This is a genomic window from Azohydromonas lata, from assembly GCF_034427735.1.
Lineage (GTDB): Bacteria > Pseudomonadota > Gammaproteobacteria > Burkholderiales > Burkholderiaceae_C > Azohydromonas > Azohydromonas lata.
Window position 1 is genome coordinate 24,316 of the sequence record NZ_JAXOJX010000006.1, and the last position, 12,441, is coordinate 36,756.

11 protein-coding genes are annotated in these 12,441 nt (G+C 72.0%); 2 read left to right on the forward strand and 9 right to left on the reverse strand.

Annotated elements, in window-relative coordinates; genetic code table 11:
- Nucleotides 1-23: 23 nt before the first annotated feature.
- The 4 genes from hydA to SM757_RS05915 are packed head-to-tail and all read right to left on the reverse strand — an operon-like array spanning nt 24 to nt 4,759.
- A complete protein-coding gene (gene hydA, locus SM757_RS05900) occupies nt 24-1,454 on the reverse strand; it encodes a dihydropyrimidinase (protein ID WP_322464756.1) in 1,431 nt (476 codons plus the stop codon).
- Nucleotides 1,435-2,238 (reverse strand): maleate cis-trans isomerase family protein, encoded by an 804-nt coding sequence (locus SM757_RS05905; RefSeq protein ID WP_322464757.1) that lies wholly within the window; start codon nt 2,236-2,238, stop codon nt 1,435-1,437. Before SM757_RS05905 ends, hydA begins: the two co-directional genes overlap by 20 nt.
- A gap of 30 nt (nt 2,239-2,268) precedes the next feature.
- On the reverse strand, nt 2,269-3,438 hold the full coding sequence (locus tag SM757_RS05910; protein WP_322464758.1) for a serine hydrolase domain-containing protein: 1,170 nt from the start codon (nt 3,436-3,438) through the stop codon (nt 2,269-2,271).
- A gap of 16 nt (nt 3,439-3,454) precedes the next feature.
- Nucleotides 3,455-4,759: an MFS transporter gene (locus tag SM757_RS05915; RefSeq protein ID WP_322464759.1), complete on the reverse strand. Its 1,305-nt coding sequence runs from the start codon at nt 4,757-4,759 to the stop codon at nt 3,455-3,457.
- A 265-nt stretch (nt 4,760-5,024) separates the two neighbouring features.
- Here SM757_RS05915 and SM757_RS05920 point away from each other — a divergent pair, with 265 nt between their 5' ends.
- Nucleotides 5,025-6,014 (forward strand): 2-dehydropantoate 2-reductase, encoded by a 990-nt coding sequence (locus SM757_RS05920; protein ID WP_322464760.1) that lies wholly within the window; start codon nt 5,025-5,027, stop codon nt 6,012-6,014.
- 52 nt (nt 6,015-6,066) lie between these two features.
- Here the strand turns inward: SM757_RS05920 and SM757_RS05925 are convergent, their stop codons facing one another.
- Nucleotides 6,067-7,029, reverse strand: a complete 963-nt coding sequence (locus SM757_RS05925; RefSeq protein WP_322464761.1) for a Bug family tripartite tricarboxylate transporter substrate binding protein — start codon at nt 7,027-7,029, stop codon at nt 6,067-6,069.
- Between the two features lie 171 nt (nt 7,030-7,200).
- Between SM757_RS05925 and SM757_RS05930 the strand changes: the two genes are divergently transcribed.
- Nucleotides 7,201-7,686: a DUF3237 domain-containing protein gene (locus tag SM757_RS05930; protein ID WP_322464762.1), complete on the forward strand. Its 486-nt coding sequence runs from the start codon at nt 7,201-7,203 to the stop codon at nt 7,684-7,686.
- A gap of 3 nt (nt 7,687-7,689) precedes the next feature.
- Here the strand turns inward: SM757_RS05930 and SM757_RS05935 are convergent, their stop codons facing one another.
- The 4 genes from SM757_RS05935 to SM757_RS05950 all read right to left on the reverse strand — a co-directional run bounded on the left by SM757_RS05935 (nt 7,690) and on the right by SM757_RS05950 (nt 12,385).
- Complete coding sequence (locus SM757_RS05935; RefSeq protein WP_066337950.1) at nt 7,690-8,520, reverse strand: helix-turn-helix transcriptional regulator; 831 nt, start codon at nt 8,518-8,520, stop codon at nt 7,690-7,692.
- Between the two features lie 67 nt (nt 8,521-8,587).
- On the reverse strand, nt 8,588-10,306 hold the full coding sequence (locus SM757_RS05940) for an acyl-CoA dehydrogenase family protein (protein ID WP_322464763.1): 1,719 nt from the start codon (nt 10,304-10,306) through the stop codon (nt 8,588-8,590).
- A 171-nt stretch (nt 10,307-10,477) separates the two neighbouring features.
- Complete coding sequence (locus SM757_RS05945) at nt 10,478-11,476, reverse strand: Bug family tripartite tricarboxylate transporter substrate binding protein (protein WP_322464764.1); 999 nt, start codon at nt 11,474-11,476, stop codon at nt 10,478-10,480.
- 141 nt (nt 11,477-11,617) lie between these two features.
- Nucleotides 11,618-12,385 (reverse strand): SDR family NAD(P)-dependent oxidoreductase, encoded by a 768-nt coding sequence (locus SM757_RS05950; protein WP_066337945.1) that lies wholly within the window; start codon nt 12,383-12,385, stop codon nt 11,618-11,620.
- Nucleotides 12,386-12,441 lie beyond the last annotated feature (56 nt).

A 12,441-nucleotide genomic window follows, 5' to 3' on the forward strand; every position in this document is an offset into this window, starting at 1 on the left:
CTTGGCTGGAGGCACGGCGGCGCTCAGGCCGCGGCGCTGCGCTTGGGCAGCAGGCTTGGGCGGCCGCGGCGCAGGAAGCGGCCGGCGCCGGGGCGGGGGTGGAACTGCCGGCCGTCCCAGACCACGTCGCCGCCGGCCAGGGTGAGCGCGGGCCAGGCCTGCAACTCCATGCCCTCGTAGGGCGTGTAGTCCACGGCGTGGTGCAGTTGCGTGTTGGCGATGGTGCGCGGCGACTCGTCCCACACCACCAGGTCGGCGTCGGCGCCCACGGCGATGGTGCCCTTGCGCGGGTGCAGCCCGTAGGCCTTGGCGGGGTTGGTGGAGGTCAGCTCCACGAAGCGGTTGATGGTGATGCGCCCCTCCAGCACGCCCTTGGAGTACAGCAGCGGCAGCCGCGTCTCTATGCCCGGAATGCCGTTGGGAATGTGGCGGAAGGCCACCTCCTCGCCGCCGGGCTTCTTGCCCTGCGTGCCTTCGTAGCTGAAGGGCGCGTGGTCGGAGGAAAAGATGGTGAACAGCCCGTCGGCCAGGCCGCGCCAGATCACGTCCTGGTTGGCGCGGTTGCGCGGCGGCGGGCTGCACACGCAGCGCGCGCCCAGGTAGTTGTCGTCCAGCCCCAGGTCCTCGGCGGTGAGGAAGAGGTATTGCGGGCAGGTCTCGGCGAAGACGTTGAGCCCCTGCGCGCGGGCCCAGCGGATCTGCTCCACCGCCTCGCGGCCGGAGACGTGGACGATCATGATGGGCACGTCCACCAGCTCCGACAGCGCGATGGCGCGGTGCGTGGCCTCGCGCTCCACCAGCAGCGGCCGCGCGTGGGCGTGGAAGCGCGGCGCGGTGCGGCCGCTGGCCTCCAGCCGCTTGCTCAGCCACTCGATGCAGTCGGCGTTCTCCGCATGGATCATGGCCATGGCGTCGTGCCGGCGCGCCACCTCCAGCACGTCCAGGATCTGGCCGTCGTCGAGCTTGAGGTCGTCGTAGGTCATGTAGATCTTGAACGAGGTGTAGCCCTCGGCGATGAGCCGCGGCAGCTCCTCGTTCAAGACCTGCGGCGTGGGGTCGCTCACGATGAGGTGGAAGGCGTGGTCCACGTGGGCGCGGCCTTCGGCGCGGTGGTGGTAGTCCTGCACCGCGGCCAGCAGCGACTGGCCCTTTTGTTGCGCGGCAAACGGGATCACGGTGGTGGTGCCGCCGCAGGCCGCGGCGCGGGTGCCGCTGTCGAAGTCGTCGGCCATGCGCACCGGCGCTTCCATGGGCTGGTCGAGGTGGCAGTGCGCGTCCACGCCGCCGGGCGTGACCCAGCGGTGGGCGGCGTCCAGCTCGCGTGCGCCGGGCGGCAGCGCCAGGCCCAGCTGCACGATGCGCCCGTCGCGCACGGCGATGTCGGCCTCGAAGCAGTCGCTGGCCGTGGCGATGCGCGCGTTGCGAATCACCAGATCAAAGGCTTGGGAATCCATGGTCTTGGCTCTTGAAAAAGGGCAAGCGTTGGGCACCGCGTCGGGCGGCGCCGTGACGCGGCGACTCGTCGAAGAGGCTGCCCCAGCCCCGCAGCGCGCGCGTGTCGGCGCCGGCCATGCGCAGCGCCTTCCACACCACGGTGGAGACGGTGTCGTACAGCGGCACGCCGGTGCGCTCCTCCAGCGTGCTGGCCAGTTGCGCCGCGCGCAGGTTGGTGCAGAAGGTGGTGATGGCGTCGGGCTTGTCGCGCGCCACCTCGCACACCAGCTCCGTGAGCGTCTGCGGCGACACCTCGGCAAAGCGGAAGTTGACGTGCAGGTCCAGGTGGCGCTCGGCCACGCACTGGATGCCCCGCGCCGCGTAGTTGGCGACGATGCGCTGCTGCACCTCGGCCACGTAGGGCGTCACCAGGCCGAGCGTGCGCGCGCCGCGCAGTTGCAGCGCCTCATTGAGCGCCAGCACCGAGGTGGTGGCGGGGATGCCGGTGGCCTCGGCGATGCGGCTGCACAGCCGCTCGTCGGCTTCGAAGCCCAGCCAGCCGGCCGAGGTGCCGCTCCAGCAGATCACGTCCACCCGCGCGTCGGCCAGCAGCCGCGCGGCTTCGAGGATCTTGCTGTCGTCGAACTGGCGCAGCGCCGCGTCGCGCAGCGAGATCTCGGTGACGGGAAAGCGCGCGAAGTGCGCCGAGGCGCCGGGCACGCGCGAGACCATCTCGCTGGTCAGCGGCTCCAGGGCGGTGTTGGAGGAGGGGGTGAGCACCCCGATGCGGTAGCGTTGGTTCATGGTGAGCTGTTGCGTTGGCAATGGCGGGGCTTACAGCCGCGGCGTGTCGGTCGGGTCGGCGCTGGTGCCGGGCTCGGTGGGCGCCTGGCGCGCCAGGTCGAGCTCGCGCTGCAGCGCGTTGGCGTCGGTGCCGTCCTGCGCGCCGCGCTCGATGGCGGGCAGCACGTAGTCGTTGACGACGCTTCTGAAGGTCTTGACGTTGTCGGCGTCGCGCAGGCCGCCGGCGATGGAGAGCATGCTCGTCATCACCACCACCGTCCTGCGCTGCGGCAGCACCGCGATGAACTGGCCCTTGAAGCCCATGGCGTCCACCTCGGGCTCGCCGCGCACGATGTGGTTGACCCACCAGTAGTAGCCGAAGTCCGGCGCCGCGTGCGGCGTCGTCATCTGCTGGATCCACGCCTGCGGGACGAGCTGCCGCCCCTGCCAGCGGCCCTGGTCCAGCACCAGCTGGCCGATCTTGGCCATGTCCATGGGGCGCAGGCGCAGGCCCCAGCCTGACGAGACCAGCCCGGTGTCGTCCGCACGCTCCCAGGCGGCGTTGACCATGCCCAGGGGCTCGAACAGCGCGCGGCGGGCGTACTGCTCGACGGGCATGCCGGCGCCGGCGCTGAGCATGGCCGCGGCGATGACGGGGTTGATGTCGGTGTACTCGAAGCTGCGCCCGGGCGCCTCCTTCTGGCGCGTGCCGGCCGCCAGCGCCAGGCGGTCCGGCGCGCCGTAGTAGATGGGATCGTCCTTGGGCTTGAAGTCGTAGTGCAGCCCGCTGGACATGGACAGCACGTGGCGCAGCGTCACCTCGCGCTTGTCGGCGAAGCCCGCCGCCAGGGGCGGGCGCCAGCGGCCGACCACGTCGGCCGCCTTGTCGTCCAGCGACAGCTGGCCGTCGCGCACGAGCATGCCCGCCAGCAGCGAGCTCACGCTCTTGGTGATGGAGTAGAGCTCGTAGTTGTGGCCGCGCTGGAGCTGGTCGCCGTAGCGCTCGAAGACGAGCTTGCCGTCCTTGACCACGAGCAGGCTGCGCACGGCCAGCTTGTCGCGGCGCAGCCACTGCGACAGGTCCACCAGCTTGGCGGAGTCCATGCCGACGGCTTCGGGTGCCGCGGCGGGAAAGTCCACCGGGTTGGTTTGCGCCCGCGGCGCCGTGGCGGCCAGGCCCAGGCCGAACGCCAGGGCGGCTTGCAGGAAGAGGGGTTTCATCGTCGTGCCTCCTGGTTCAGACCGGAATCTTCTTGCTGTAGTCGATCAGCAGCGTCGAGCACACGAACAGGCCCGCGCCGGCCGCCGCGAACAGCATGAGCGCCATGAAGTAGGAGCCCGTGGCCTGCACGATGAGGCCCACGATGATGGGCACGCCGATGCCGGCGCAGTTGCCGCCCAGGTTCATGGTGCCGCCCAGGAAGCCCACGCGGTCGCGCGTGCCCAGGATGGACGGCACGCACCAGAACAGGCCGCACCAGCGCAGGAAGAACAGCGTCACCGACAGCAGCGCCACCACGGCCACCGGGTCCTTGATCTGCGCCACCATGTAGATGGAGACGGTCGCAACCACCGAGGCGATGCCGAACAGCGTGCGCAGCACCTTGCTCTGCGAGGCGCCGGCGGCGCGCCACTTGTCGGCGATCCAGCCGCCGAACATCTCGCCCACGAAGCCCGAGAAGAACATGATGAACACGGCGCCGCCCATCTGCTTGATGTCGAAGCCGTGCACCTTGGCGAGGTAGTTGGGCATCCAGGTCAGCAGCCCGTAGAACAGGGCGTTGAAGCACATCCAGCCGAAGAACATGCCCCACACCGAGCGGTAGCGGAAAAAGTCGAGCACGCGGCCGCTGGTGGCCTTGGGCGCATTGGCGGCATCTTCGGCGTGGGACGCCTCGATGTAGTGGGCCTCGGCCTCGTTCACGCCGGGATGCTCGCGCGGGTGGTTGCGGATGTAGCTCCAGGCGAAGAAGCCGGCCACCACGGTGCCGACGCCGGCGATGACGAAGGCCAGCCGCCACGAGCCCAGCGCCGCGATCAGCCCCGAGATCAGGATGGCCCCCAGCGCCGCGCCCAGCGGCGCGCCGCCGTCCAGCAGCGTGGCGCCGCGGCCGCGTTCGTTCTGCGTCATCCAGATGCCGTTGAGCTTGCCGCCCGCCGGGTAGATGGGCGCCTCGGCCGCGCCCAGGCCCAGCCGCGTCACCAGCAGGCTGACCCAGCCCGTGCACACCGCGGCGATGGCCTGGAAGAAGCCCCAGCCCAGCGTGGCGCCGGCAATGGCCACGCGCGGGCCGAAGCGGTCGGCCAGCATGCCGCCGGGAATCTGCATGAGGGCATAGGTCCAGAAGAAGGAGCTCAGCAGCAGGCCTTGCGTGGCCGGGCCGATGTCGAACTCCTTGGCGATCAGCGGCATGGCCACCGACAGCGAGGCGCGGTCGATGTAGTTGATCGAGATGAGAAACAACATCATCAAGAAGATCTTCCAGCGCACCTTGGTGGGCTGCAGCGCTGGGTTGGCGATTGCCGCCGTGGGGGCTTGCATCGTTCGTCTCCGGTGGTTTGGGCGCGTGCCGGCGGGGGTTCGTACCGGGGTGGCCGCGCACTGGTCTTGAAAGGCAGGCGGCCCGTGCCCACTGCAAGTGTCCGGACGTCGACACAGGCCGTGGCTGAAATCTAGGTGCTGTCGACAAAAGTGTCAAAAGCATTGTCGACAAAAATGTCGACGATTAAGGTAAACACTTAGGCCTGCAGTGCCGGCGCGCTTGCGGCCGGTATAAGCACGCCCTGGGACGGACCAGCAGGAGGCCATGGAGATGAGGAAGGTGTGCATCGTGGGCGCGGGCGCCATAGGCGGCCTGATCGGGGCGCGGCTGGCGGCGGCGGGCGAGGTGGAGGTGAGCGCGCTGGCGCGCGGCGCGACGCTGCAGGCGCTGCGCACGCACGGCTGGCGGCTGCAGACCGCCCTTGGTGCCGTGACGGGCCCGGCGCGGGCCAGCGAGGCCGCGGCCGAGCTGGGCGAGCAGGACCTGGTGGTGATCGCCGTGAAGGGCCCGGCGCTGACCGGGGTTGCGCGCGGGCTGGCGCCGCTGCTGGGCCCGCGCACGCTGGTGCTGCCGGCCATGAACGGCGTGCCCTGGTGGTTCTGCCAGGGCTGGCCGGGATTCGAGGAGCCGCTGCGCAGCGTGGACCCGGGCGGCGTGGTCGCCCGCGCCATTCCCTTCGATCAGGTCCTGGGCTGCGTGGTGCACGCCAGCACCTTCACCAGCGAGCCGGGGCTGGTGGTGCACCGCATGGGCGACGGGCTCATCGTGGGCGAGCCCCGGGGCGGGCGCAGCGAGCGTGCCGAGGGCGTGGTGCAACTGCTCGCGCGCGCCGGCTTCAACGCCACGCACTCGGCCGACGTGCGCTTTGACGCCTGGTTCAAGCTCTGGGGCAACCTGACCATGAACCCGGTGAGCGCGCTCACCGGTGCCACCGTGGACCGCGTGCTGGCCGATGCGCTGGTGCGCGACTTCTGCTCCGCGGCCATGCGCGAGGCGGCGGCCATAGGCGAGCGGCTGGGCTGCGCCGTCGCCCAAAGCCCCGAGGACCGCCACGCCGTCACGGCCAGGCTGGGGGCCGTCAAGACGTCCATGCTGCAGGACGTGGAGGCCGGCCGCGCGCTGGAGCTGGACGCCATCGTGGGCGCCGTGCACGAGATGGGCCAGCGCCTGGGGGTGCCCACGCCCAACGTGAGCGCGCTGCTGGGCCTCACGCGGCTGTTTGGGCGGGTGCGGGGGCTGTACCCGCAGGCGTGAGGCCGTTCAGGGAAAGCGCAGGAGCGCCGCCGCAGCCCTGCGCCGCGGCGCCTCAGTCCGCCTTGAACCCGCTGGCCTTCACGATGCCGGCCCAGCGCTGCGTTTCCGCCTTGACCACGCGCTCGGTTTCCATGCGCGTGAGGCCGGTGACGGTGAAGCCCGCCTCCTGCAGCTTCTGGCGCACCTGCGGCGCCTGGACGGCGGCCACGGCCTGGCGGCCCAGTTGATCGGCCACGGCCGCAGGCGTGCCCGCCGGGACGAACAGCGCGAACCAGGCCGAGAAGTCCAGCTTGGGCCAGCCCGCCTCGGCAAAGGTGGCGACGTCCGGCAGCAGCGGCGAGCGCACCGCGGCGGTGGTGGCCAGCGCGCGCAGCTTGCCGCCCTTGACCTGGGGCACGGCCAGCGCCGTGGAGACGAAGGCGGCCTGCACGTCGCCGGCCACCAGCGCCGTGATGGCGTCGCCCGTGGCGCGGTAGTGCACGGGCTCTATGCGCAGTTGCGCCTGCTCGGCCAGCAGCTCGGCGCCGAAGTGGCCCGGCGTGCCGGCGCCGAAGGTGGCGAAGTTCACCCGGTCGCCGGCCGACTTGGCCTTGGCGGCGGCGAGAAAGCCTTTCAAATCCTGCGCGGGCGAGCCGGCGGGCACGACCAGGACGAAGTCCGAGCGCACCACCTCGGCCACCGGCAGCAGCTCGCGCGCCGGGTCGTAGGGCAGCTTGCTGTAGGCCGCCGGGGCGATGGCGATGGAGCCCACCTCGCCCAACAGCACCGTGCTGCCGTCGGCCGCGCTCTTGGCCACGGCCTGCGTGGCGATCTGCCCGCCCGCGCCGGCGCGGTTGTCGATGACCACGGGCTGCTTCATCACTTCACCCAACTGCTGGCCCAAGGTGCGGGCCAGCACGTCGGGGCCGGTGCCGGGCGGAAAGCCCACGACGAGTTTCAGCGGGCTTTGCGCGGCCGCCCCCAGCGGGGGCAGGGCCAGCGCGCCCAGGCTCAGCATCAGGTGGCGGCGGCGCATGGCGGGTGTCTCCGGGTCTTCTTGATGTGCGCCAGTGTGTTGGGCGGACGGCGGCGGGGCTGTCATCCCAGAGGACGACAGGAAAGGCCTGCCTGTCATCCTCTGGGTGGACTGCCGGCGGGCAGCGCCTGCGCCAGCATGGCGCACCGCACCAGACACCCCGCCACCCCCATGTCCCAGCCCGCCGATGTCTCCTTCCCCAGCGCCCCGGCGCTGACGCCGCTGTGCCGCATCACCTGCGAGGTCGATGCGCTGGTGAGCCTGGGTCCCGCGCCGGGCGGCGAGCGCCGCTACGTACCGCTGGGCGGCGGCACCGTGCGGGGGCCGGAGATGAACGGCGAGCTGGTGCCCGGCGGCGTGGACTGGCAGGTGCTGCGCGCCGACGGCGTGCTGCAGATCGCCGCGCACTACGTGCTGCGCCTGGACGACGGCAGCCTGGTGGAGGTGCAAAGCGACGGGCTGCGCCATGGCCCAGCGGAAGTGATGGCGCGGCTGGCACGCGGCGAGGCTGTGGCGCCGCACGAGTATTTCTTTCGCACCCTCGTGCGCTTCACCACCGGCGCGCCGGCTTGGGCGCACCTGAACAAGACCATGGCCATCGCCGTGGGCCAGCGCGAGGCGAGGCGCGTGGTGCTGGACTTGTATCGGCTGGCTTGAGGCTCAGGCAGCGGCTGCGGCCATGAAGGCGGCGAACAGCTCGCTCTTGAAACGCATGTCCAGCCGCTCGAAGGCCCGCGCGCGGTAGGTCTTGACGGTGGCCAGGCTCAGGCCGAGGTCGGCGGCGATGCCGTCGTAGGTCATGCCGCGCAGCAGCCGCTCCAGCACGTCCAGCTCGCGCGGGGTGAGGGCGTCGCAGCGCCGGCGCAGGGCCTCGCGGTGCGTGGGCGCGGCGGCGGGCGCGGGCAGGGCGGCGAAAGGGCCGTCCGCCACCGCCTGCTCGCCCTGCCACGACGCATGCCGCGCCACGGCGGCCAGCAGCAGCGGGGCGATCCGGCCGAAGCGGGCGACGTGGTCGCCCGTGAAGCCCGCATGTGGCGCGTGGCGGTAGAGGTTGACGGCCAGCAGCGAGCCGTCGGCTTCCAGCCGCGCCACGGACAGCCGCTCGGCCATGCCGTGGCGCAGGTAGATGGCTTGGCGGTGGTCGGCGCTGGGCGCCTCGTCGGCGTGCATGCGCAGCATCACGGCGCGTTGGGCGCCGCCTTGGGCGCGCACGGCGTCGAAGCTGCGGTCGCGCCGGTACAGGCCTGCGTCGCGGTAGATGGCGAAGCATTCGCCCGTGCTGTCGGGCACGCCGCGGCTGGCGGCGCAATGCAGCCGGGGTGCGCGGCGCGGATGCAGCCGGTACACGGCCCAGGAGGCGGCGCCCACCGCCTCGTCCAGCCCGGCCAGGGTGTCGGCGGCAAAGCTGGGCCGGCCCACGGCGGCGACCGCGCGTGCCAGCGCCGCCTCGGCCGGGTCCAGGGCCGTGTCCTTGAGCGTCCATGCCTGCATGGCGGGTCTCCTTGCGCGCCGGTGGATCAACGCCGCGGGGCCGGCGGCGGGCCGTTGGCGTGTGGGCTCAGAAGTCGCCGGCCCCGTCGGCCGCGCCCGCGGCCAGCGCCAGCGTATCCGCTGCCGCGCGCGGGTCGCGGCGCAGGGCGTCCAGTTGCGCCAGCAACGCGTCCAGCTCCGGCAGCAATTGCGTGAAGTACACGGCCGCCGTGGCCTGCTTGCGGCGGGTGAAGGCGGCCTCGCCGTCATGCGCGGCCGCGTCGTCGGCGCGGGCCCACAGCGCACCCAGCAGCGCCAGGCCGCAGCCGCGCAGCGCGGCCGGGGCCACGAGGCCGGCGGGGGCGTCGGCGTCCATCACGGCGCGCAGGCTGGACAGCAGCCGCTCGGCCGCCGCCGCGGCGGGCGCGGCCCAGGGCGACGCCACGCGTTCCAGCAGCCGGTCGAGCAACCGGGCCAGCGCCTGGGCGTGGTCCGGCAGCAGCCGGCGCTGCCACAGGTCCAGCGCCTGGATCTCGTTGGTGCCCTCGTAGAGCAGGGACACGCGCAGGTCGCGCAGGCGTTGTTCGACGCCCCATTCCGACACGTAGCCATGCCCGCCGAACACCTGCAGCGCGTCGCTGACGGAAGTGAAGCCTTGGGCGGTAAGCAGCGCCTTGACGATGGGGGTGAGCAGCGACGCTTCGCGCAGCGCGTGCTCGCGCTCGGCGGGCTCGGGGTGGGCGTGGGCCTCGTCCAGCCGCAGGGCGGTCCACAGCGCCAGCATGCGGCCGCCCTCGGTCCAGGCGCGGGTGTGGGCCAGCAGGCGCTGCACGGGGGCGTGGCGCAGGATGGGCGCGCCGCCCTGGGCGCGGTCCAGCGCGTAGCTCTGTGCCTGGGCGAGCGCCGCCGCGGCGGCGCCCACGCCTTGCAGGCCGACGTTGATGCGGGCGGCGTTCATCATCACGAACATGGCGTTCAGGCCCCGGCCCGCCTCGCCCACGCGCCAGCCCGTGGCGCCGTCGAAGCGCAGCACGCAGGTCGGGCTGGCGTGCAGGCCCATCTTCTCCTCGATGCGCTCCACCACCACGGCGTTGCGGGTGCCGTCCGGCAGCCACTTGGGCACCAGGAAGAGGCTCAGGCCGCGCGAGCCGGGCGCGGCGTCCGGCAGCCGCGCCAGGACGAGGTGAACGATCTGGTGGGTGAGGTCGTGGTCGCCGCCGGAGATGAAGATCTTGGTGCCTTCCACGCGCACGCTGCCGTCGTCGTGGGGCGTGGCGCGGGTGCGGCAGCCGCCCAAGTCGCTGCCGGCCTGCGGCTCGGTCAGGGCCATGGTCACCAGGCTGCGCCCGGCGGCGATGTCGGCGAGGTAGCGGTCCTTGAGCTCCGGGCTGCCGTGGGCGTGCAGGCAGGCATAGCCGCCGTGCAGGATGCCGAAGTACATGCCCCAGCCCGGGTTGGTGGCGCTCACGGCCTCGTGCAGCACGGCGTCCACCACGTGGGGCAGGCCCTGGCCGCCGTCCTCGGGGTGGCAGGCCAGCAGCGGCCAGCCGGCTTCCACGAACTCGCTCCAGGCCCAGGCGAAGCCGGTGGGCGCGCGCACGTTGCCGCCTTCGAGGTGGCAGCCCTCGCGGTCGCCCGCGGCGTTGAGCGGCGCGAGCAGCCCGTTGCAGAACTCGTGGGCAGCCTCGGCGACCTGGGAGATGAGGTCGGCGTCCACCTCGGCATAAGGCGGCAGCGCCGCCAGTGCGGCTGGGGCCTGCAGCAGGTGCTGCAGGACGAAGCGGGTGTCGCGAAGGGCGTCGGTCACGGTGGGTCCTGGAGGGGTTGGAAGGGGTGTAGAGACAGGAAAGGGCGGTCCTGAGAAGACGGGTTGGATGTCGTCTGCCGTCAGCAAGGGCGCTTCGCCCTCTGCCCCGTCATGCCCGCTTTCGCGGGCACGACGGACGAGGGTGCGAAGCGCCTTCGCACCGTCCGCGACTCACGCCTCCGGCGTGAACCCCACCTTCTTGACGATGGGCCCCCAGGCGGCGTTTTCCTCGCGCACGGCGCGGGCGATGTCCTCCGGCGTGTTGGCGCCGGCTTCCAGGCCGAGCTGGGCGAAGGCGTCTATCGTGTCCTGCGTGGACACGGCCGCCTTGATGGCCGCCGCGGCGCGGTTGACCACCTCGGCCGGCGTCTTGAGCGGCAGGAAGAAGCCGTACCACTCCTGCATCACCAGCGACTTGAAGCCCTGTTCGGCATAGGTCGGCACGTCCGGCAGGAAGCGCGAGCGCTGCGCGCCGGAGGTGGCCAGCACGCGCACCTTGCCGTTCTTGATGTAGGGAAGGTGGTCGCCGATGGGCGAGCTCATGGCGGCGATCTGGCCGCCCACGAGGTCCTGCACGCCGGGGGCGGAGCCGCGGTAGGGCACGTGGTTGAGGTCCACGCCGCTTTCCTTGGCCAGCAGCGCCGCCACGAAGTGGTTGGGCGTGCCCGCGCCCGGCGTGGCGTAGCTGGCCTTGGAGGGGTTGGCCTTGGCCCAGGCCAGGAAGTCCTTGAGCGTCTTGACGCTGTCGGGCACGGCCGGCCCAACCGCCAGGGCGAAGTTGATGCTGCAGGCGGTGGAGACGGGGATGAAGTCGTTGATGCCGTAACTCAGGCTCTTGTAGATGTGCGGGTACAGCGTGATGGGCGACGCGGGCGACAGGAGCATCGTGGTGCCGTCCGGCGCGCTGCGCTTGAGCTCCTCCACGGCCAGGCGCCCGCCCACGCCGGGCTTGTTCTCCACCAGCGAGATCTTGGCGAAGCTGCCGCGCAGCCGCTCGCCCACGCGGCGCGAGACGGCGTCGGTCGTGCCGCCCGCGGGGAAGCCGCAGAGCACGCGCGTCTGCTCCACCAGCGTCTGCGCCTGCGCCAGGCGCGGCAGGCCCAGCAGGCCCAGCAGGGAAAGGCTGCCGCCGGCGGTGGCGGCGAGGAACTGTCTGCGATCCAGCGTCATGGTCAAGTCTCCTGAGTAGTGGCCGGCCGCTGCTGCGGCCTGTTGGTGTGGTTTTGGGTGCCGGGGGTGCCGGGGTGGCCGCAGAGCCGTGAGGTGTTGGGCTTGGGGCCTTGGGCTTCGGTGTGGGGAGCGCTTGCGCCGTCAGCGCGGCGCCATGCGCAGCGCGCCGTCTATCCGTATGACTTCGCCGTTGAGGTGGCCGTTGGCGGCGATGTGCGCGGCCAGTTGGGCAAACTCTTCGGGGCGCCCAAGCTGCTTGGGGAAGGGAATGGACGCGGCCAGCGATTGCTGCACCTCGGCCGGCAGCTCCTGCAGCAGCGGCGTGGCGAACAGGCCCGGCGCAATGGTCATGACGCGGATGCCCCACTGCGCGAGGTCGCGCGCCAGCGGCAGCGTCATGGCGGTGATGCCGCCCTTGGAGGCGGCGTAGGCCTCCTGGCCGACCTGGCCGTCGAAGGCGGCGACGCTGGCGGTGTTGACGATGACGCCGCGCTCGCCCGCGGCGTTCAGCGGCTCCAGCTTGGCGGCCTGCGCGGCAAAGAGGCGCACGACGTTGTAGGTGCCCACCAGGTTGACGCGCACCGTGCGCTCGAAGTCGGCCAGCGGCGCGGGCGAGCCGTCGCGCTGGATGACGCGCTTGGCGCCGCCGATGCCGGCCACGTTCATGAGGATGCGCGCGGGGCCGAAGGCTTCGCGGGCCATGGCCAGGGCGCGGACGACGCTGGCCTCGTCGGTGATGTCGCAGTGCAGCGCCAGGCCGTTGATGTCGGCGGCCACGCGCTTGGCGCCGGCCTCGTTGACGTCCAGCACCGCCACCTGCGCGCCCAAGCGGGCGAGCTCGCGCGCGGTGGCCTCGCCGAGGCCCGATCCGCCGCCGGTGACGAGAGCGGCTTGTCCGTGGATGTCCATGTGCTTGTTTCCTTGTTGGTGCGACTTTGGGCTGGCTGTTCTTTGTGTCGGCCGTT